This is a genomic window from Streptomyces sp. NPDC048504, from assembly GCF_043200035.1.
Classification (GTDB): domain Bacteria; phylum Actinomycetota; class Actinomycetes; order Streptomycetales; family Streptomycetaceae; genus Streptomyces.
The window spans coordinates 1-20,126 of record NZ_JBICXA010000017.1 but is presented as its reverse complement, the minus strand read 5'-3'; the positions used below and the strand labels follow the sequence as shown (position 1 = coordinate 20,126).

General features: G+C 70.2%; 20 protein-coding genes. 8 read left to right on the top strand and 12 right to left on the bottom strand.

Features of this window, described 5'->3' with window-relative positions:
- Positions 1-66: 66 nt before the first annotated feature.
- Entirely contained in the window at positions 67-1,035 is a 969-nt protein-coding gene (gene ligD / locus ACGFY9_RS35245; RefSeq protein ID WP_393761023.1) for a non-homologous end-joining DNA ligase, read from the bottom strand.
- On the bottom strand, positions 1,035-1,382 hold the full coding sequence (locus tag ACGFY9_RS35240; RefSeq protein ID WP_393761021.1) for a DUF6479 family protein: 348 nt from the start codon (positions 1,380-1,382) through the stop codon (positions 1,035-1,037). Before ACGFY9_RS35240 ends, ligD begins: the two co-directional genes overlap by 1 nt.
- 145 nt (positions 1,383-1,527) lie before the next feature.
- Here ACGFY9_RS35240 and ACGFY9_RS35235 point away from each other — a divergent pair, with 145 nt between their 5' ends.
- From ACGFY9_RS35235 to ACGFY9_RS35220, 4 genes are all read left to right on the top strand, one after another.
- Entirely contained in the window at positions 1,528-2,112 is a 585-nt protein-coding gene (locus tag ACGFY9_RS35235; RefSeq protein ID WP_393761020.1) for a carboxymuconolactone decarboxylase family protein, read from the top strand.
- Positions 2,113-2,123: 11 nt separating this feature from the next.
- Positions 2,124-2,990: an RNA polymerase sigma-70 factor gene (locus ACGFY9_RS35230; protein ID WP_393761451.1), complete on the top strand. Its 867-nt coding sequence runs from the start codon at positions 2,124-2,126 to the stop codon at positions 2,988-2,990.
- 413 nt (positions 2,991-3,403) lie between these two features.
- Positions 3,404-3,784, top strand: a complete 381-nt coding sequence (locus ACGFY9_RS35225) for a MerR family transcriptional regulator (RefSeq protein ID WP_393761018.1) — start codon at positions 3,404-3,406, stop codon at positions 3,782-3,784.
- A gap of 223 nt (positions 3,785-4,007) precedes the next feature.
- Positions 4,008-4,553 carry a hypothetical protein gene (locus ACGFY9_RS35220; RefSeq protein WP_393761016.1) on the top strand — a complete coding sequence of 182 codons (546 nt, stop codon included), beginning with the start codon at positions 4,008-4,010 and terminating at the stop codon, positions 4,551-4,553.
- Positions 4,554-4,572: 19 nt separating this feature from the next.
- Here the strand turns inward: ACGFY9_RS35220 and ACGFY9_RS35215 are convergent, their stop codons facing one another.
- The 3 genes from ACGFY9_RS35215 to ACGFY9_RS35205 all read right to left on the bottom strand — a co-directional run bounded on the left by ACGFY9_RS35215 (position 4,573) and on the right by ACGFY9_RS35205 (position 7,042).
- On the bottom strand, positions 4,573-5,475 hold the full coding sequence (locus tag ACGFY9_RS35215) for a helix-turn-helix transcriptional regulator (RefSeq protein ID WP_393761014.1): 903 nt from the start codon (positions 5,473-5,475) through the stop codon (positions 4,573-4,575).
- A gap of 102 nt (positions 5,476-5,577) precedes the next feature.
- Complete coding sequence (locus tag ACGFY9_RS35210; RefSeq protein ID WP_393761012.1) at positions 5,578-6,522, bottom strand: alpha/beta hydrolase; 945 nt, start codon at positions 6,520-6,522, stop codon at positions 5,578-5,580.
- A gap of 52 nt (positions 6,523-6,574) precedes the next feature.
- A complete protein-coding gene (locus ACGFY9_RS35205) occupies positions 6,575-7,042 on the bottom strand; it encodes a cupin domain-containing protein (protein ID WP_366492747.1) in 468 nt (155 codons plus the stop codon).
- A gap of 186 nt (positions 7,043-7,228) precedes the next feature.
- On the opposite strand from ACGFY9_RS35205, the gene ACGFY9_RS35200 reads away from it, so the two are divergent.
- A complete protein-coding gene (locus ACGFY9_RS35200; protein WP_393761010.1) occupies positions 7,229-7,891 on the top strand; it encodes a TMEM175 family protein in 663 nt (220 codons plus the stop codon).
- A 60-nt stretch (positions 7,892-7,951) separates the two neighbouring features.
- Here ACGFY9_RS35200 and ACGFY9_RS35195 read toward each other — a convergent pair whose 3' ends face one another.
- Complete coding sequence (locus ACGFY9_RS35195; RefSeq protein WP_393761008.1) at positions 7,952-9,142, bottom strand: alpha/beta hydrolase; 1,191 nt, start codon at positions 9,140-9,142, stop codon at positions 7,952-7,954.
- Between the two features lie 63 nt (positions 9,143-9,205).
- Positions 9,206-11,896, bottom strand: a complete 2,691-nt coding sequence (locus ACGFY9_RS35190; protein WP_393761006.1) for an AAA family ATPase — start codon at positions 11,894-11,896, stop codon at positions 9,206-9,208.
- 166 nt (positions 11,897-12,062) lie between these two features.
- Between ACGFY9_RS35190 and ACGFY9_RS35185 the strand changes: the two genes are divergently transcribed.
- Positions 12,063-12,776, top strand: a complete 714-nt coding sequence (locus tag ACGFY9_RS35185) for a hypothetical protein (protein WP_393761004.1) — start codon at positions 12,063-12,065, stop codon at positions 12,774-12,776.
- Between the two features lie 43 nt (positions 12,777-12,819).
- Here ACGFY9_RS35185 and ACGFY9_RS35180 read toward each other — a convergent pair whose 3' ends face one another.
- The 4 genes from ACGFY9_RS35180 to ACGFY9_RS35165 form a co-directional block, all read right to left on the bottom strand.
- Entirely contained in the window at positions 12,820-13,581 is a 762-nt protein-coding gene (locus ACGFY9_RS35180; protein ID WP_393761002.1) for an SDR family NAD(P)-dependent oxidoreductase, read from the bottom strand.
- Between the two features lie 32 nt (positions 13,582-13,613).
- On the bottom strand, positions 13,614-14,669 hold the full coding sequence (locus tag ACGFY9_RS35175) for an MBL fold metallo-hydrolase (protein ID WP_393761000.1): 1,056 nt from the start codon (positions 14,667-14,669) through the stop codon (positions 13,614-13,616).
- 90 nt (positions 14,670-14,759) lie between these two features.
- A complete protein-coding gene (locus tag ACGFY9_RS35170; protein WP_393760998.1) occupies positions 14,760-15,440 on the bottom strand; it encodes an SDR family NAD(P)-dependent oxidoreductase in 681 nt (226 codons plus the stop codon).
- Between the two features lie 318 nt (positions 15,441-15,758).
- Positions 15,759-16,421: a ScbR family autoregulator-binding transcription factor gene (locus ACGFY9_RS35165; RefSeq protein WP_393760996.1), complete on the bottom strand. Its 663-nt coding sequence runs from the start codon at positions 16,419-16,421 to the stop codon at positions 15,759-15,761.
- A gap of 181 nt (positions 16,422-16,602) precedes the next feature.
- Between ACGFY9_RS35165 and ACGFY9_RS35160 the strand changes: the two genes are divergently transcribed.
- Both ACGFY9_RS35160 and ACGFY9_RS35155 read left to right on the top strand, forming a co-directional pair.
- Entirely contained in the window at positions 16,603-17,478 is an 876-nt protein-coding gene (locus ACGFY9_RS35160) for a ScbA/BarX family gamma-butyrolactone biosynthesis protein (protein ID WP_393760994.1), read from the top strand.
- A 737-nt stretch (positions 17,479-18,215) separates the two neighbouring features.
- On the top strand, positions 18,216-19,238 hold the full coding sequence (locus tag ACGFY9_RS35155) for a DNA-directed RNA polymerase subunit alpha (RefSeq protein WP_033280953.1): 1,023 nt from the start codon (positions 18,216-18,218) through the stop codon (positions 19,236-19,238).
- Between the two features lie 135 nt (positions 19,239-19,373).
- Here ACGFY9_RS35155 and ACGFY9_RS35150 read toward each other — a convergent pair whose 3' ends face one another.
- Entirely contained in the window at positions 19,374-19,949 is a 576-nt protein-coding gene (locus ACGFY9_RS35150; RefSeq protein ID WP_393761449.1) for a hypothetical protein, read from the bottom strand.
- Between the last annotated feature and the right edge of the window lie 177 nt (positions 19,950-20,126).

The window sequence follows — 20,126 nt, the reverse complement described above, 5'->3', positions numbered from 1 at the left end:
CGGTGAGTACCCACAGGCCGATCCGTCAGTCGTCCTGGTTGATCTTCGTTTCGAGGCGTTGGTCACTCAGCCGCGCAGGTCGGCGAGTCGTCGTCCGGCCGGGGCGAGGGAACGTCCCCGACTCGCCAGTCCCGCCCAGGGGTTGGTGCGGGCCTGGTCCACGGCGTCCGTGATGTTCCAGCGGCGGGCGTCGAGGTCCGGGTCGTCGAGTTGGTCCCAGCTGATGGGGACGGCGACCGGGGCTCCGGGTTTCGCGCGGACGGCGTAGGGGGCGACGGCGGTCTGCGCGTAGCCGTTGCGCTGGACGTCGAGGTAGAGGCGGTCACCGCGGTCCTTCTTGCGTGCGGCGGTGGTGAGTCGGCCGGGGTGGGCCTCGGCGAGGTGGTCGGCGACGTCCTTGGCGAAGGCGCGTACCGCGTCGAAGTCCTGCTGTCCGTCGAGGGGCACGACCAGGTGCAGACCGCGTGAGCCGGTGGTCATCGGCGCGGACGGCAGCCGTAGTTCGTCGAGCAACTCCCGCAGGAGCAGGGCGGCTTGGCGTACGGCGGCGAAGCCGTCACCGTCGCCTCCGTTGTCTTCCTTGCCTCCGTCCGACGGGTCGAGGTCGAAGACCAGGCGGTCGGGCCGGTAGAGCCGGCCGGCCCGGGACAGCCAGCGGTGCGGGGTGAGGCAGGCCTGGTCGGCGAGGTACACGAGTGTGGCGGTGTCGTCGCAGACGAGGTGCGTGACCGTGCCGCCCTCCTTGGTCACCTCGACGCGTTTTATCCAGTCCGGGTAGTGCGCCGGGACGTTCTTCTGCATGAACCGGGGGCCGTCGATGCCGTCCGGGTGACGTTCCAGCATCAGCGGGCGTCCGCGCAGATGCGGCAGCATGAAGGGGGCGACCGCCCGGTAGTACGCGACGAGGTCGCCCTTCGTGTACTCCTTGCCGTTCCCGTCGGCGGGGAACAGCACCTTCTCGGGCCGGTGGACGGCGAGGCTGCGGCGCCCCGCTCGCACGGTCCGGGTCTCGCCCGTGGTGCGGGTGCCGGCCATCAGGAACCGCCGGGCCCCTCGTTCCAGCGCGGACGCTCCTGGTTCTCGCTGCGCCGGCTTCCGGAGTGGTGCAGGTCGTGCGGCAGGAGACGCTCGCCGTCGGGGGCGCGCGGCACCTCGTCCGGCTCCCGATGTTCCCGGATCTCCCCGACGGCACCGGATTCCGGCAGCCGGGGCTGCTCGTCCGGCCGCGGCGGCGCCGGTTCCCGCTGCCGCACGTTGATGCCCAACCGGACGGCCCACACCAGCAGCGCGACGATGACGAGTCCACCGGCGAAGGCCACCACCAGGCCCACGGCGGCTCCGGATGCGGCGAGGTCCACGTGTTCGTTCTCGGCGATCATCATGACGGCCGAGTACCCCCGCGCGAAGCGGCCAAGCACGGTGGCCGACCGGCCCCCCGGGGTCCCGGTGTCACATCCGCGAGCCGGCCGGTGTCTTCATGTCGAACCGCCGAACAGGCACACGTACACCACATACAAGGAGAACACCGTGACGCCTCGCGTTCCGAAGGCCGAGCTTCCCGCCGAGCTCCGCGAGAACATGATCAAGCAGCTCGGAGCCGTGCCCGAGCCCGTCGAAGTGCTGTGGAACCAGCCCCGACTCGCCGAGGCCAACCAGGAGTTCACGGCCCAGGTGGGCACGTGGGACGCGGCCGACGCGGGTCTCAAGACGTTCGCGCACATGGCCGTCGCGGCCCAGGTCGGCTGCAGCTGGTGCCTCGACGTCAACTACTTCCACGCGCTGAACCAGAACCTGGACCTGGCCAAGGCGAGCCAGGTGCCGCGCTGGCGGCAGTCGGAGGTGTTCACTCCGCTGGAGCGGGACGTGCTCGCGTACGCGGAGGCCATGACGAACACACCGCCGACCGTCACCGACGAGCTGTCCAAGAGCCTGCTCGACCGGCTCGGCCCGGCCGCGCTCGTCGAACTCACCGTGTTCATCGGCTTCGCCAACATGGCGGCCAGGTGCAACACCGCGCACGGGATCACCTCGCAGGGCTACTCGGACTCGTGCGGGATCCCGCTGGCCTCCCGGGCGGGGCACGCCGGCGCCGACGTAGCGTCGACGGCATGACGGCCGACGGCGTGACCGATGATCCCTTCGTCGCCCACCGCGGCCTCCTGTTCACGGTCGCCTACGAGATGCTCGGGTCGGCCGCCGACGTGGAGGACGTGCTGCAGGAGTCCTGGCTGCGGTGGGCCGACGTCGACCGGTCACAGGTGCGGGACCCGCGGTCCTACCTGATCCGGCTTGTCACCCGGCAGGCGCTCAACCGGCTGCGCACGGTGTCGCGCCGCCGCGAGGAGTACGTGGGCGAGTGGCTGCCGGAACCCTTGCTGACCAGTCCCGATGTCGCCGAGGACGTCGAGCTCGCGGAGAGCGTCTCGATCGCGATGCTGACCGTGCTGGAGACGCTCGGGCCCACCGAGCGGGCGGTGTTCGTGCTGCGCGAGGTCTTCGAGCTGCCGTACGGCGAGATCGCCGAGGTCATCGGGAAGTCCGCGGCCGCGGTGCGGCAGGTCGCGCGGCGGGCGCGGGAGCATGTGGCGGCCCGACGGCCGCGGGTGCGGGTGAGCCGGTCGCAGCAACAGGCCGTGGTGGAACGGTTCTTGAGCGCGTTGCGGACCGGGCAGTTGCAGGAGCTGATGGAGGTGATGGCGCCGGACGTGGTGCTGGTGACCGACGGTGGCGGGGTGGTTCCCGCCGCGCTCGTCCCGATCCACGGCGTCGAGCTGGTGGCGCCGATCCTCGCCCGCGCGCACGCGTTGGTGGCCGCCTTCGACACCGCGCCCGTGTGGCTCAACGGCGAGCCGGCGGGCCGGATCGAGTTCGACGGCGAACCGTCCGCGATCAGTGTCGTGGTGGAGGACGGCCGTGTCTCCCGGATCTACGTGGTGCGCAATCCGCGGAAGCTGACCCAGTTGGACGAGCCGACCGAACTCGTCAGGTGAGGCTGCGGCCGCCCCGAACGTCCCTCTGTACAGGGCGAGTTGAGGCACCAGGGCACTACGGTCGACGCGACTGTACGCATCCGGAACAGCCGCAGCGGGCGGAGAACCGTCCCGTGACCGCGCGCATCGGTACTGGCATGAGGTCGGCCGCACGGCAGGCCGTGGAGGGGGCGACGTCGTGCCGTATGCCGGAGCACTGCGTGTCGGCGGGGCGGCGGCTGTCTGCGGGGGCCTGCTACTGGGGTGCTCGGGCGGTGACGGGGGTTCCGCGTCACCGCCGACGACGTCATCCGGGACGTCCCGGAGCAGTACCGCCGCCTTGCGGCCCACGGCGTCGGCCACCCCTGGGACGGATCCACACAGATCCCAACCCCCTTGACTCTCAGGTCACTTGAGATCCCATAGTGCTGGGTGTGAATGAACCGGAGCTCTACTCCATCGGGGACGTCGCCCGCCGCACCGGCCTGAGCGTGAGCGCGGTCAGGTTCTATGCCGACGAGGGCGTCGTCGCGCCGACCGGTCTCACCGAGGGCGGTTCCCGGCAGTACGACGTGCACGCCATCGTCCGGCTCGAACTCGTGCGCACCCTGCGCGACTTGGGCGCCGGCAAGGCGACCGGCCTCAAGCTGCTCACCAGATACCAGTCCCTGGTGGCCACGGTCAACGGCACGCCCAAGCCGGACGCGGACCGGGCGGCGGCCGTCCGGGAGTGGATGACCGACGGGGTGCGGGGCACGGTCGGCTACGCGGGGTGGACCTGGTGCGTCAACGCCATTCAGCCGAGGACGAGTTGATCGGCGCCCGCGTCGCGTGGGCCGAGCGGGAGTACGCCCACACCTCCGCCCATCGGTCCGCGTTCAAGAGCGCACTGCAGGCTCCCCCGCCCACCGGAAGAATCCGGACTCCGCCACTGCCTCGCAGCTGCAAAACCCGATAAACCCCCACCCGCGACCGCACCGGCCATCTACTGTACGAACACGCGGAGTTACCCACCGCAGTCACCCGAGGAGGATTCCTGTGTCATCGCCCTGCGACCCCGCGCACGCTCCCGTCGGTGATGTCGGTGCGGCGATCATGATGATCGACTCTCGGCTGAAGACCGTTCATGACGGGAAGAGTGCGACCGATCCCGAACAGCAGGCGTTGATGGACCAGTTCATCGCGACGCTGGGGGCCAAGGGGCTCAATGACATGCTGGACGGCACGTGCACGCTGATCTACATGTTCATGACGTGGCTGCGGAAGGCTCACGAGGAGCACGAGAAGGACGTCATCGAGTACGTGGTGCCCAGCCTCGTGGCCACGATGCAGATGATGCCCAGGAGTGTGCGCCCGGAAGCGATCCCGATGATGGCCGGGCTGGCCATCGCCGCGGGCACCGGGCTGAGCCCGAACCTGTGGCGTGCGCAGTACGGGGACTGGACCAAGGAGGAGATGACTCCGCTGGAGGCCACGGCCTTTCTGCTCGCGGAGCACATCAACCGCATCACCGACGACCAGGACTTCGCCACCCGCCTGATCACCGATGCCCTGTCCGTCGCGGACGGGGACCAAGAGGACTGACGGGCCGCGGTCCTCGTCCTCAACTCGGGGCGTCGCGGCCCGACATGGCGTGGGCCAGGCCCCGGCCCGGGTCAGGACAGATGGCGCGCAGAGCGTCCAGCTTCTCCGCGTCCGTCGTCCCGACCGCCGCCGTGTACGTGACGATCCTGAGGTCCGTGCCCGCGGCCATCACGACATCGAGGTCGAGGTCGATGTTCCCCACCCGGGGGTGCTCGACGGTCTTGCGGTCGCCGACGTTGGTGCGGGCGGTGCCGTTGGACCAGAGGCGGGCGAAGCGCGGGCTGTCGTGCAGCATGCGGTCGACGAACGCGGCGAGCCGCGCGTCATGGGGGTGGGCGGCGGCCGTCAGCCGCAGGTCGGCGACGAGGTCCTCCTCCTCGACCTCGTCGCCCGCCCAGGACCGCACCGGCCAGGCCGCGATCGGTTCCCGCCGTCGACCACCGCTGGACCGGAACATGCCGTCGACGAGGTTGAGTTCCCTCCAGCCGTACGTGCGAGGGTCACCGACCGCCTCGTTCCACATCCCGTTCCAGCTGATGAGGGTCCAGTCGGCGGCGAAGACCGCGGTGGGGTTGCCGGCCAACTGCCCCACCAGCCGGTGCACCCTCGCGGGGACGTGCCGGGACACGTTCCCGGCCGGGGGCGGTGCGAGGTGGGCGCAGCGGAACAGGTGGTCGCGCTCGGACGGTTCGAGGCGCAGCGCCCTTGCCAGTGCGGTGACGACCTGGGGCGAGGGGTTCCTGGCGCGGCCCTGTTCCAGCCGGACCACGTAGTCGACCGACAGGCCGGCCAGCCGGGCCAGTTCCTCCCGGCGCAGCCCGGGGATGCGCCGGTCCCCGCCCGCCTCCAGCCCGCTGTCCTGCGGTGACACGCGCTCGCGCCACCCCCGCAGAGCGATGCCGAAGTGGTTCGTCGTAGCCATGGAACACATTGTTGTTCAACTGGCGAGCGACGAACGGGCGTTCAGCCTCCGGACGGCGGAGTCTTTACTCTCCGCCGGTCCGTGCCGTCGTCCCTCCTCCGCCTACGACGAGGCCCCGGTCGGCAGTGCCTCGTCCGGCTTGTCGGTATCGGCGCCGTCGGCCCACCGGGCCCGGATGAAGGCTCCGGCGGCGTCGAGCGCGGCGGCGCCCTCGTCGAGCATCGCGGCGAACGCCTGGAAGACGTGCGGGACTTCGGGCCAGACCTGGAGTTCTACGTGGACGTCGTGCTCGGCGGCGCGCGCGGCCAGTCGTACGGCGTCGTCCAGGAGGATCTCGTACGAGCCGACCTGGATGAACAGCGGCGCCAGGCCGGTCAGATCGGCGAAGACGGGGCTGACGTGCGGGGTGCTCGGGTCCGTGGTGTCGAGGTAGTCGCGGGCACGGGTGCGCAGGCCTTCCGGGGTCAGTGAGGCGTCGACCGCCGCCTTGCTCACCGCACTGTCGCCGGACACGCTCAGGTCGGCCCACGGGGAGAAGACCGCGGCCGAGGAGGGCTGGGGCAGGCCCGCGTCCTTGACGGCGACCAGTGTCGCGGCGACGAGACCGCCGCCCGCGGACTCCCCGACGAAGGCGATCGCGGTACTGGGAATTCCGTCGTCGAGCAGGGCCCGGTACACGGCCAGGGCGTCGTCGACCGCCGCTGGGAAGGGGTGCTCGGGTGCCAGCCGGTAGTCGACGCAGACGGCGCGGGCACCGGTGCGCCGGGAGACCTCGGCGGCCAGACCCGCGGCGTCGGCCGCCGAGCCGATGACGTACGCGCCGCCGTGCAGATACAGCAGGACGCTCGCCGGGTCGTTCCCCGGCGTCTCGACGGTGACGACCGGTACACCGCCCAGTTCGCCCTCGGTGGTGGAGACGTCGGGCGGCAACGGTATGGACGTCATCATGTCGTGGAAGAGGGCGCGCTGTTGGGCCACGTCCCCTCCGAGGTCGAGCGGGCCGTGCCGCAGCATCTCGTCGAGGGCCTGGCGCTGTTGCCGGGACATGGCTGTGCCTTTCGTGGTTCCGGTCGGTGCGATGGTGCGGTGGAGCCCTGGGTCAGCGCGGCGGGCCGACGATGATCTGGCCGTACATGTCGGCGGCCTCGGCCATGATGTCCCGCGAGATCTCGAAGCCCTCGGGGCGCGGGGTCGTGAGGTCACGTCCCGCGTGCCGGAACATGCCCTCGATGCCGCCGGGCGTGCAGATCATCAGCAGGTCGGCGGTGTCGGAGGTGATCCGGTAGCCGTGCGGCACGTTCCGCGGCAGGAAGACGATGCCGCCCTCCGACAGCTCCATCTCCTCGTCGTCACACCACAGCAGCGCACTCCCCTTGATGAGCATGAAGACCTCGTCCTCACGGGTGTGCTTGTGGTACGGCGGCGCCTCGCCCTTGGCGACGGAGAACCGTCCCACGGTCAGCTGTCCGCCGGTGGCCGCGGCGTCGAGGAGTACGGCGAACTCGCCGCCGTCGAGCCATTCGAGTCTCTGCTGCTGCTCGGGCTGTGCGAGGTAGGCCATGGTCATGCGGCTGTCCGTTCTGCGCGATCAGCTGTCTCCGGTCGGGGCCGTGCCCTGTCCGTCCGATGATCCTCTTCCTCGCGCGCCGGCCGCCAGCCGTGCGGGTAGGACCAGCAGTACCACTCCCCCGGCCCGGCCCTCGGTGCCAGGCGCGTCCGAGGGGACCTTCGGCTTGTGGCATTCTCTGCTGCCATGGATGTCTCGACTGATCAAGAACTGCCGTCCGGGAGCGAGGACATGGAGGTCCGCGCGGTCTCCGGCGAGCGCCTCACGTTCTTCGGGGACGCGGTGGTCGCCATCGCGCTCACGCTGCTGGCTCTGGAACTCCCGGTACCGGAGGGAACGACCAACTCCGAGCTGTGGCACTCGGCCACGTCACACCGTGAGAGCTATCTGGCGTTCATGATCAGTTTCGTGGTGATCGCCGCGCACTGGCGCTCCCACCACCGGGTGTTCCGCCACGTCACGGCGACCAACAGCCGGTTGACGGCCCTCACCATGTACTGGCTGCTGATGCTGGTGGTCACCCCGTTCGCCACCGACGTGATCGGCGGCGAGGGAGCGTTCCAGGCGCGGTTCGTCTTCTACGCCGTCGTGCAGTTCCTGGCCTGTCTCCTGTTCATACTGATGGTCCGCGAGGTCCCCCGCGACGGCCTCCAGCGTCCCGGCACCCCGCCCGGACTCTTCACCCGGGCCGTCCGCCGCCTCGGCATGGTGGCACTGGGCTTCCTGGTCTCGATCCCGGTCTCGTTCTTCACCCACTGGGCTTATCTCTGCTGGATCGCGGTGCCGCTCGCCGACTCGGTCGTCGACAGGCGCAGGAACCGTTCCGGGCAGCGGGGCTCCGAGGATTGAGCCGAGGGCCCGCCGACGACAACGACGTCAGTGGTCGGGTGACGGGTCGTCGCCGGGTTCCTACGACACCGGCTTTCCGGTAGCGCTGTCCAGCCGCGCGGACAGGAACGCTCCGGCCCGGTCCAGCGCGACGGCCGCTTCGTCGAGGAGCGGCTGATAGGCCTGGAAGACATGCGGGACCCGAGGCGTGACCTCCAGCGTGACCTCGACGTCCGCGGCGGCGGCCTGCTGGGCGAGGCGTACGGCGTCGTCGAGGAGGACCTCGTGCGTGCCGACCTGGATGATCAGGGGCGGCAGCCCGGCCAGGTCCGCGAAGACGGGGCTGATGAGGCCGAGAGCGGGATCCTGTCCCGCCGTGTAGTCGGTGACCCGGGGTTCGAGGAGCTCCCGGCTGAGCAGCGGGTCGGCCTCGCGCTTGGTCTCGATGCTCGCCCCGGCCAGGGTGAGGTCGACGTACGGCGACATGACGTAGGCCGCGGCGGGCAGGGGCAGTCCGCGGTCACGCGCGTTGACCAGGGTGGCGACGACGAGTCCGCCGCCCGCGGACTCCCCGGCGAGGACGATGTCCGAAGGGGCGGTGCCGTCCTTCAGGAGGGCTTCGTAGGTCGCCAGGGCGTCGTCCACCGCCGCCGGGTACGGGTGCTCGGGGGCGAGCCGGTAGTCGACGGAGTAGACCGTGGCGCTGGTCCGCCGGCCCACTTGCGAGGCCAGGCCCGCGGCGCTCGCGGCGTCGCCCAGAACGTAGACGCCGCCGTGGAAGTACAGGACGACGTGCCGGGGTTCGACTCCGTCGACCGTGATCGCGGCGACGGGGACACCGCCCAGCGTGGTCGACATCATGGTCACGTCGGGAGGCAGGGGCTGCCCCGACGTCAACTCACGGAGCAGGCGCCGCTGTTCGGCGACGTCACTGCCGACGGGAAGGGCCGACTGACGCAGGATCGCGTCGAGAGTGTCCTGCTGCTCGGTGCTCACGGAACGTTCTCCCTTCGGTGGAGGCTGGTCCGGTCGCACGACAGGCCGGACCGAGAGGTCTTGCGGGGGCCGGACTCTGCGTACTTCGAGGAGGTCGAGGCCGAGTGCCTCGACCTCGGCGAGGACGCCGTAGAGCGCCGAGGCGTCCGGCAGCAGCCCGGTGAGCACGGTCTCGGTGCCCTGCTGCTCGGGCGCGAACGCCGGGAACGCCATCAGCAGGGTGGGACCGAGGTGGCCGCAGACCCGGATCTGGTACTGGAGGGGGTCATCACCCATGGCCCCATCGTCGTGGATGCACGGGTGAGTCCGCGTCGCCGGAATCCGGTGATCGTACGGACCTCAGCCGCGGCCGTTCGACAGGAGCCGCAGCTCACGGCCGCGCTGCACCGCCGAGGACCGGTCGCCGGCGCCGAGCTTGGCGTAGATCCGCCGGATGTGGGTGTTGACGGTGTTGAGCGAGACCGAGAGTTCGCCGGCGATCTCGGGGCGGGTGAGGTTCGTCGGCAGGTAGCGCAGGACGCGCAGTTCGCTCGGGCTGAGATGCTCGGTGGGTACCGAGGGCGGCCGGTCCGGTCCGCCGGTGGCGGTGCCGCGGACGACGTCCAGGATGTCGGAGACCAGTGCGGCGTGCGACGTCCGCAGCGGCAGGGACTCCAGCAGCTCCCAGGCGCCGGTCATCGCGAAGGGCAGGATCATCCGGTCCGCTTCGGCGAGATTCAGCGCCTGCTCCACGGCCGTTGCCGCCGCGAGTCTGTCGCCGAGGTCGCGGTAGGCGAGCGCTTCCAGGAGGTGGGCCTCGATCGGGGTGAGGAAGGAGTTGCCGGGGGCGGTGCCGTCGAGGACCGGCCGGAGTTCGCGGCGGGCGCCGGCGGGGTCCTGCTCGGCGAGGCGGATCACCGCGGCAGCGGTACGGATCTCGCCGGTGGCTGCCCGCCGTTCGTCGAGGGCGGCGAGGGTGGCCCGGGCCTGGTCGAGCATGCCGAGGCGGGCCTGGGTGGCCACCGTCCAGCCGATCACCCGGGACCGGAGCCCGTGCTCGCCCCTCATGTGTGACTGCACCTGCTCGACGGCGGTCAACTCGGCCAGGGTCTCCTGGAGTTGACCCCGCGCCGCCGGAAGCATCGCGGAGACCAGATGCACCAGCAGCCGGACACCGGGCTCGCCCTCGGACCGCGTGGCGCGCCGAGCACGCTCCAGCCACTGCTGCCCCTGGTCGAACTCGCCCGAGCAGATCAGCGTCCCGGCGAAGGCCACCTGCGCGGGCACGATCACCGGCTCGGCGCCCCAGCCGTACCGGTCGGCGAGCGCCAGCGCCTCCTCGCAGCGACGCCGGACGAGGGTGAAGGAACGGTTGCCTGAGGCGAATCCGAGGTGGGCGAGGCAGGCCACCTCCAGATAGGGGCGGCCGATGTCGTGGGCGAGCGCGGCGCCCTCCAGAAGATGCCGCTCGCTGTCGTCGAGCCGGAGCGACCAGGCCTCGGTGACGCCCAGGTTCAGCAGGGCGAGGGCTCGTAGGTCGCCGGCGAGCGCGACCTCGGTGGTGGACTGGCCGGCGCTCGCGGACGGCAGGGCGTCGGCCTGCTCGAACACGGCGTCGAAGTGCCCGCGCAGCCGCGCCAGCAGCAGGTCCAGTGACGCGATCGCCATCCGCAGCCGATGCCGCCGGTCGGGCGTCGTCGTCTCGGCGTACGACCGGGCGATGTCGAGGTGGGCCTGGGCCTCGTCCAGGCGGTGCTGGTGCAGATCGGCGTTGGCGTGCACGAGGGCCAGCTCCGGGCGTTCCTCGCCGGTGCGGGCGGGGAAGGCGTGGAGCAGCGCGACGACGGTTCCGGCCTGTCCGTCCAGGGTGAGGCTGACGGCGTGTTCGGCGAGCAGGTGGGCCGCCTCGGCCCAGTCACCGGCGGCCTGCAGATGACGGACGGCGTCGGCGGCCTGGGCGTGTCCGGCGAACCAGCGCGCGGCCAGCCGGTGCAGTTCCGGGATGTTCCCGGGGAGCGTTCGGCGCAGTTCCAGCCGGAGCAGATCACCGAACATGTGGTGGTAGCGGAACCAGGTCCGGCCCGGATCGAGCGCCACGACGAACGCGTTGGCGTCCTCCAGATCCAGCAGGATGCGCTCCGACCCGGTCGCGTCCGTGAGGAGGTCAGCCAGCTCGCCGTTGACCCGGTCGAGCAGCGAAGTACGCAGCAACAGCCTCTGCACATGCGGTGGTTGGCGCTCCAGCATCTCGGCCAGCAGGTACTCGGCGACCGTACGGTGGCTGCCGGAGAACTCGGCGACGAACCGCTCGGGGTCCGGATGCCCGGCCAGCGAGAGCACGGCCAGCCGTAGCCCGGCAGCCCAGCCCTCGGTCCGCTGATGCAGCTTGTCGGCCACCGAGTCGGGCAGCACGATCTTGGCGGCGGCCAGGAGTTCGCGGGTCTCGGCCTCGGTGAAGCGGAGCTGCGCGGCGCGGATCTCGGCGAGTTCGCCGGCCAGCCGCAGCTTGTGCAGGCGCAGCGACGGGTCACGGCGGGTGGCCACGATCGCGTGGACCCCCTGGGGAAGGCTGGTCAGCAGTGTCCCCAACTGCTCGACGGCCGCGGCAGATCCGAGTTCGTGGAGGTCGTCGATGACGAGGAAGAAGGGCTTCCGGGACGCCGTGATCTCGGCCAGCACCTTGTCCCTGACGGCACCGCCGTCGGAGCCGGGAGTCACGGCCGACGGTTCCGCGGCACCCTCACTACCGGCCGCGGTACGGACCGCGTCCAGCAGAGCGAGCCAGAACAACTGCCCGTCCCGCTGGCCCGGCCGTACGGACACGAAGGCGATACGGCGGTCCTGGTCGGGCCGGTCGGCCCACGTGCGCAGCAACGACGTCTTCCCGCTTCCGGCGGGCGCGGAGATCAGCGTCACCTGCTTCTCGGCGGCACGGTCCAGGGCGGCGACGAGGTCACGGCGGCCGATGAGCCCGGGTCGGCCCCGGCCCGCCGAGCGGCCCGAACCCGCTGCGGCCCGCAGGTCGGGAGTCGCGCGATGTCCGTCAGCCACGCGGTCAGCGTAGCCGATGCGCATCACGGCATCCCGGCGGCGAACTGTCGCCTGCACGGCGGTGATCCTGGGCATGAGCTGGGGGCCGTATCCGGTGAAAGATCAAGCGCTGCGACTACTGGCCGCCGTTGGCGGCGCGCAAACGCGTTCGCATAGCCTCGCGGACATGTCAGATGTGTTTGCGGGTGTCCGTCTGCTCGGCCCGCCGGAGACCGACGGCGAGTACATCGCGCTGGGCGAGCACGAGGTGCTGCACCTGCACGAGTACACACGGATCTACGCCGTGCCCGGCCTCTACGAGCATGTCGTCCAGGAGCTGCTCCAGTGCCGATCACCACAGGTCGCGGCAGCGGGCTTTCTGCGCGCGGCCGAGCGCCTCGGGCTGGAGCCGGGCTCGCTGACGGTCCTCGACGTCGGCTCCGGCACGGGACTGGTCGGCGAACTCGTGCGCGGCGGGGGCGTAGCCCGGGTTGTCGGGGTCGACGCGCTGCCGGCGGCGCGCGAGGCGAGTCTGCGCGACCGGCCGGGCGTCTACGCCGACTACGTGGTCGGCGACCTCCTGCACCCCGACGCACTCCGCGAGGCTCTACTCCCGTATGCGCTAGGGGGGTTGGTGTCGGCAGGGGCGTTCGGCGGCACGCACGCCACGCCGCGGGCGCTTGAGAATGCCCTCGCGCTGCTGCCGCCCGGCGCTCCTGTGTCCTTCACGATCGACGAACGGTGGATGGACGAATCGGATCCGGACGGGTTCGGCGCGGCGGTCGAGCGGCTGATGGCCGGCGGGCGTCTCGCGGTGCTGGAACGAACAAGGTTCCAGCACCGCGTGACGACGAGCGGCGAGCCGGTCTTCTACGAGCTCGTCGTGGGCCGGACAGGGTGAGCAGGGTGAGGTGAACGGCCGTACCGGACTGGCGAGTTGTCGGTCACCAGACCTTCATGCCGCCGTCGACGACGAGGTCGACGCCGGTCACATAGGCGCTCTCGTCGGATGCGAGGAACAGGGCCGCGTTCGCCACGTCCTCGGGCCGGCCCACTCGGCCCAGGAGAGTTAGGCCGAGCATCTGGCGGGAGAAGTCGTCGTTCTCCAACTGCTCGCGGGTGGCCCGGCTTTCGATCAGGCCGGGCGAGATCGAGTTGACGCGGATGCCGAACTCGCCTCTCTCCATGGCGTGTTGGCGGGTCATACCGATGATCGCGGCCTTGTTCGTCGTATGGGACAGGGACGGTAGGCCCTTGAAGCCGAGGGAGCCGTTCAGGGAGGCCATGTTCACCACCACGCCCTGGCCGGCCTTCAGTTGGGGCCATGCGGCCCGGGTGAGGTAGAGGACCAGGCCGACCTCGTCCCGGCGCGCATCGTCCCAGTCCTTGTCGGAGACGTCTTCGAGCCAGCTGAAGTGGGCCCTGCCGGCGAGGTTGAACAGGACGTCGATCCGGCCGAATCGATCCACCGCGAAGTCGACGAGCCTGACGGATTCGGCGGGATCATCGAGACGGCACGGCTGCAGCGACACCATCTCGCCGCCCTCGGCTCGCACCGACGCTACGGTCTCTTCCGCCGCCTCGACCGACACGTCGCACCCGACGACCCGGGCACCCTCTCGGGCGAACGCCAGGGCGGTGGCACGCCCCATGCTCCCGCCCGTGCCGGTGACGACACAGACTTTTCCGCCCAGTCGGCCCGGCATCTCAGTGCCCCTTCTGGTGTGTTGCGCTGTGATCACGCATGGACCTGCGAGCCCTGGCCGAGGTCGAGGCGCAGCGATTCGAGGATGATGAACGTCGTGCTGGCCGTGTAGACGTCGGCGGCGGCGAGGACGCCGGTGTATTTCTTGATCACCGGGTCGGCGGCGTAGGCGACTTGAGCGGCCTGGTACTCCTTGACCGCGGCCCACGCGTTGTCCCCGTACTTCGCGAAGTACGGCGCGGGGTCGACCGCCGTCAGCGCCTTCTTGACGTTGTCGACGATGTCGTTCACGTACTGCTGGTAGACGACCATGTCCTGGCGGGTGCCGAGCCGTCCCATGTGGCCGCCGATGTAGTGCTTCCACGGGTACGTCATGGCCTTGGCCGGGGCGGCTATGGAGGCGGGGACGTCCTCGTTCAGGTTGAAGCTGTCGAAGGGGACCCAGCCGGGCAGGTTGACGTCGACCAGCATGAGGGTCTCGTGGTCCGGCAGGTGGATGTAGATGTTGTCGGGCGAGTGGTTGGTGCCGTGCCACGCCAGGTTGATGCGCTCGCCGCCCACGCGCAGGGTGTAGCGGTTCTCGAACGTCACGTCGGGCAGCGGCCGCGTCGGGTCGTTGTCGCGTGCCAGCAGCCGCCTGTTCTCGGCGTGCCCGATCCGCACCACGTGCCGGCCGAACAACGACGAGGCGCCGAGGTGGTCGGCATGGTGGTGGGAGTAGATCAGGTGGGTCACTCTGTTCGAGACGCCGTTGGCGGAGGCGATCTCGTCGATGGCCCGCTGGAGGTTGTGCCCGATGGTGGGAGGCGCGTCGAACAGCACGACACCCTCACGGGTCGTCAGGAACGCCGCCTGGTACGTGCCGTCGGTCACCCAGTACAGATTCCGCTCGACCCGACCGACGTAGTAGCCCTGCGAGTTGACAGCGGGACCGAGCGCGGACGGCGGTATCGGCGCGTAGTCCGGCAGCGTGGGACTGGCGGCGGACGCCTGCCCGGCGAATGCGCCGTCGGCGAGCGCGGCGACTGTGGGTACGGCCGCCAGGACCGCGCTGCGGGCGAGGAACGATCGGCGGTTCGTTGTTGACATGGGAGTTCCCTTCGAGTGGGGGTGATGTGCGTGGGATGGGAATGGAGGCGTAAGGGGGTGGAGGTGTACGGGGTGTGTGACCTGCCCGGGTCACGCGCCGTAGGCCGGCACGATCGCTCCGCTGATGTCCGCGGCGAGGTCGCCGGCGAGGAAGGCGATGACGTTCGCGATCGCCTCCGGCGGGACGGCGTGGGCCAGCGCCTCCCGTGGGAGCACCGCCCGGTTGTGGGCCGTGTCGAGGAGTTGCGGCGCCACGGCGTTCACGCGGATGCCGTCCGGGCGCAGTTCCAGGTCGAGGACGCGGACGAGGTGGTTGAGCGCCGCCTTGCCGAGGCTGTAGGCGGCCATACCGGCGGTCGGCTCGCTCGCCGGCCGGGCGGACACGTGCACGATGGCGCCCCCGCCACGTCGGCGCATGTACGGCGCCACGGCCTGGCTCAGCCACAGCGCGGCGCCGAGGTTGACGTCCAGCATGACCCGCAGGTCCTCGGGGGTCGCGGCGAGCGCGCCTCCCGGGCGGAACGCGCCGAGGGTGTTCACCAGTACCTCGGGAGGCCCGGACTCAGTGGCGATCCGGCCGAGGACGCTCCTGGCCACGGCCGGGTCGGTCGCGTCGCCCACCTCCCGGCGGATGCCGTCGGGCAGTTGCTCCAGCGCCTTCTCCGTACGGTCGACCGCCGTCACGGCGAACCCGGCGTCCGCGAGTACCCGCGCGGTGGCGAGACCCAGGCCACCGCCCGCACCGACCACCACCGCCACACGCTCACTCATGAGACCGCCTCCTCGCCGGGCATCGCCGAAGTCCCTGCACCTCAGGTTTGTCGTAGGGCAGGTGAGCGGTCCTCACCGGATTCCGGTGATCTGTTGGAGGCGGGCAGGTCACGCCGGCGGAGGGACGTGGAGAAGAGGGGGCGATGACGGGCGCGGTACGGCCCGGGCTGATCGGCTGCTGCGGCGTCCTGAACTCATGCCGATTGAACTCGCGCCGTTTGAACTCACGCCGACGGTAAGGGTGTAGAGCGGGTGGTCGTGCACTTCGGGAGCAGCATCGCCTCGGTCAGGCAATACCCGGTCGGATCGCGCGCTCTTTCATTTCACACTCGGCGCAGGCCACTCCCGAGGAGCCCCCAGCAACGTCCTCGCCCCCTCCAGGCACTTCGCCGGATCAATCGGCGCCGCCTGCAACCCCGGCAGCAGCATCATCCACAGATCACTCACCGCTTCCTCGATGTTGCGGCGGTCGTCCAGTGCGTCGGAGACGGTGTGCACCCCGAAGAAGCTGGAGACGAGGACGCGTGCGGCGCGCTCGGCGTCGACGCCGGGGGCGAGCTCGCCCGCCTGCGCGGCGGCGGCCAGCATGTGGGAGGCCACGTCGATCCACCCCACGAAGGGCCGGGGCAGGGAGACGGGGATGCTTCTGCGCTCGCTCCAGAGCCTGTTGCCGGCGCGGACGATCACGTTGTCACGGAATTCCCGGGCCACGGCGAAGCTCAGGCCGACCAACCGGTCGAGTACAGGACCCTCCTGGGATTCCCAACGCTCCACAAATCGAGGCCATTCGGCGAAATGGGCTTCCAGGACACCCCGGGCCAGCCCTTCCTTGCTGCCGAAATGGAAATAGATCGCCCCGCTGGTGTACCCGCTCGTACGCGCCACATCGCTGATGCTCGTACCGACGTACCCATGCTGTTCGAACAGCACCGCGGCCGTCGCCAGAACAGCCCGTCGGGTGGCTTCCGCACGTTCCTGCATATTCTCGGTCGTCCCTGTCCTGCGTGCCAGATCGTCTTTTCCGGTGAATCTAGCCGACAGGCAACCATTTCCCGCACCGATGCCGGGGAACCATAGCTTCTATTATTTAATGACTGAATCACCTTCTCTCGCACCTCCCGAAGCCGAATCGGAAAAGCTGACACTGAGCTGGGACAGTTGCGTGTCCCGGACCCTCGTACACCGGAACGCGGTCGCCGAAGTCCTGCTCACCGACGCCCGAGCGCTGCCCGACGACCGCTACCTCCTCGCCGCGCAGTGGCCGCGCTCGTACGCCACATCCGGCTCCGGTTCCGATCCCGGTTCCGCCGAACGACACGATCCGATGCTGGCCGCCGAGACCATTCGCCAGGTCGGCCTGTACATCTGCCAGCGCTTCCTCGGCGCCCCGAGCACGAGCAGACCCGTCATCAGAAGCGTCGGCTTCCAACTCGACAACGCCACAGAACCGGCCGTCGGCTACGGCGCCACCGACATCCTGTGCCGGGCCGAGGTACACGACGCACGCCGCGTCGACGCCGTCCCCTGGCCGGTCGCGCTGAACGTACGGATCCAATTCTCCGCCGCCGGGCGGGAGTTCGGCTCGGCCTTCGGACGCGTCCGTGTCCTCTCGGAGGAGGAGTACGAGACGCTCCGCGGCCCGAAGGCCGCCGCCGACCCCATTCCGGACAACGTGCACTCGCGCCCCTCGCCCGCCGAGGTGTCGGTCCCCTTCCCCGGCGACGTGATGGTGGTCCGCGCCCACTCCGGAACCTTGCTGGTGGCACCGGCCGACCTACGCCACCCCCGGTTCTTCGACCACCCGAGCGACCACGTACCCGGCATGGTCCTCCTGGAGGCGGCCCGCCAGGCGGCCTGCCTGGCAGGAGCCGCCCCAGGCCGCCTCAACGGCTGCCACATGCAAGCCCTCCGCTTCACCGAGTGGAACGCACCCGTCCATGTCGAGTGCGCGCCGGCCGAGGACGGCTGGGCCTTCCAGATCACACAGAACGCCGATACGACCGCGTCCGGCACGCTGTCGTTCGCGACGAAGGGATAACTCACCCTCTGGATCACGACTTGACGTTCACTCTGCTCAACAGCCCCGCGCTTCCTGACCCGTTGACGGCGCGCGATGGACGCCCGTTCGTTCGAAGAACGGGCGTCCATCCAGGGCCGCCCTGGGCGTCGCCGCGCTCGCCGCCGTAGGCGCATCGGGGTGGATCGACGCGCTCCCGGACGGCGTGGACACCCCGGTCGGCGCCGGAGGCGTCGGTGTCACCCCGCGCCGGACATAGCAACCCGCCCTGGCCCGCGCCTGTTGCTCGACCCCGAGGTGGTCGTCATGGACGAGGCCACGGCGGAGGGCGGCAGCGACACCGTCCTCGACCGGGCGGACGCCGCCTACGTCGTGGTGGTGACGGACAACGCCAGGGTCATCGAGCGAGAGCGCCCCGACGCACTGCAGCCCACAGACGGGCGTAGCCCCCGCACTCCCCCGCGCTGGTCGACGCGATCTTGGAGCCGCATATACTCCATGACCACGACATCAGCCGACCCTGACCTCACATCCCTGCCTGCCCGGCCCGCGCACTCGAGTGCTGGGGACACGGACAACGCGGAAACGGTTGTGGGTGGGGGCGGCGGGCGGAAGCAAACGGCCCAAAGTCTCCTCGCCGGGTCGGGGAGACGGGCGGTTCGGCCACGGCAGAGACCGTATCGCCCGTGCCGCCCCGTAGGCTTCGTGGTGTCTACGGCGTCACATAGCGGGCGCCAAACCACTGGAGGCAACACCGCATGCTGATCGCTCAGCGCCCCTCGTTGACCGAAGAGGTCGTCGACGAGTTCCGCTCCCGGTTCGTGATCGAGCCACTGGAGCCGGGCTTCGGCTACACCCTTGGCAACTCCCTGCGCCGTACGCTCCTCTCCTCGATCCCGGGTGCGGCGGTCACGTCCATCCGTATCGACGGAGTGCTGCACGAGTTCACCACCGTGCCGGGCGTCAAGGAGGATGTCACCGACCTGATCCTCAACATCAAGCAGCTCGTCGTCAGCAGTGAGCAGGACGAGCCTGTCGTGATGTACCTGCGCAAGCAGGGCCCGGGTCTGGTCACCGCCGCCGACATCGCGCCCCCGGCCGGTGTCGAGGTGCACAACCCCGATCTCGTCCTCGCCACGCTCAACGGCAAGGGCAAGCTGGAGATGGAGCTGACCGTCGAGCGCGGCCGCGGTTACGTCTCCGCCGTGCAGAACAAGCAGGTCGGTCAGGAGATCGGGCGCATCCCGGTCGACTCGATCTACTCGCCCGTGCTCAAGGTCACGTACAAGGTCGAGGCGACCCGTGTCGAGCAGCGCACCGACTTCGACAAGCTGATCGTCGACGTCGAGACCAAGCAGGCCATGCGTCCCCGTGACGCCATGGCGTCCGCCGGCAAGACCCTGGTGGAGCTGTTCGGTCTGGCGCGTGAGCTCAACATCGACGCCGAGGGCATCGACATGGGCCCGTCCCCGACGGACGCCGCCCTTGCCGCCGATCTCGCCCTGCCGATCGAGGAGCTTGAGCTCACGGTCCGCTCCTACAACTGCCTCAAGCGCGAGGGCGTCCACTCGGTGGGTGAGCTCCTGGCGCGTTCCGAGGCCGACCTGATGGACATCCGCAACTTCGGTGCGAAGTCCATCGACGAGGTCAAGGAGAAGCTGGCCGGCATGGGCCTCGGCCTGAAGGACAGCCCGCCCGGACTGAACCTGTCCGCCGCTGCCGACACCTACGGTGCCGACGACGACGTGGACGCCGGTTTCGTGGAGACCGAGCAGTACTGATGCCGCGCTGCGCCGGCCGTGGTGACACTTCGCGGCCGGGGACAGGACACCTCCACACTGTCCCCGGCCCGGAGGGAAACCTCGGCCGGCTCCGCGCCGGCCCACAGACCCTGGCGCGACTTTCGAAAGTCCCGCTCAGGGCTCGGGGGTCCATTCCACGGGCGGTGGCGTACGGCTGTAGCGGGCTCCCCTGGTGCCGTAGTGAGCGAGATGGAGCGTCTCACCGTCGACCTGGAGTTCTGCCGGCGGTGGGTTGGGAACGGACATCCGCGGGTGGGCGTAGGGGTGGCCCTCGATGAAGAGCGGCTCCCGGTTGCTGTTGCAGCTGTCCGCCCAGCCCTGGGCCCGCTCACGCGTCCACGGGTTCTGCAGGGTCCGCGGGGCGGACGGGTCGTGCCGGTAGCCGTTGAGGCTGCGGACGAGGGCCTCGCTGTAGACACCCTTGACCCGGAAGGTCTCCAGGTCCTCCGCGCGTACGACCATGTTGACGTACCGGCGGCCGTTCCCTCGGTGCCGGCCCACCGCGGGCCAGCGACCCCAGCCGGGGTCCCAGGGGACGGGCGGGATCCACAGCAGGGCACCTGTGCGGAAGTGCTTCGTGCCGTGCTGGATGTCGAGGCCGCCCTCGCCGTGCGCGGTCTCCCGCGCCACGTTGGCCACCAGGCACCAGCCCAACAGGCCGTCCCGTGTCTCTTCTTCGCTGGGTCCCATGTCCGCCACGCCGAGAATTTTCCGGCACGGGTCGGGCACGGGCAAAGCCTTTGTCAGCTGGGCCCCCGCACCGCCAAGAGGCCCTAATCCCTTGTTGAGGGCGTTCCGAGGGAGCGGTAGTTCCTGGGGGCGTTCGAGTGCTGGACCGCGACTCCTCGTGGCTGCCAGGCGGGCAAT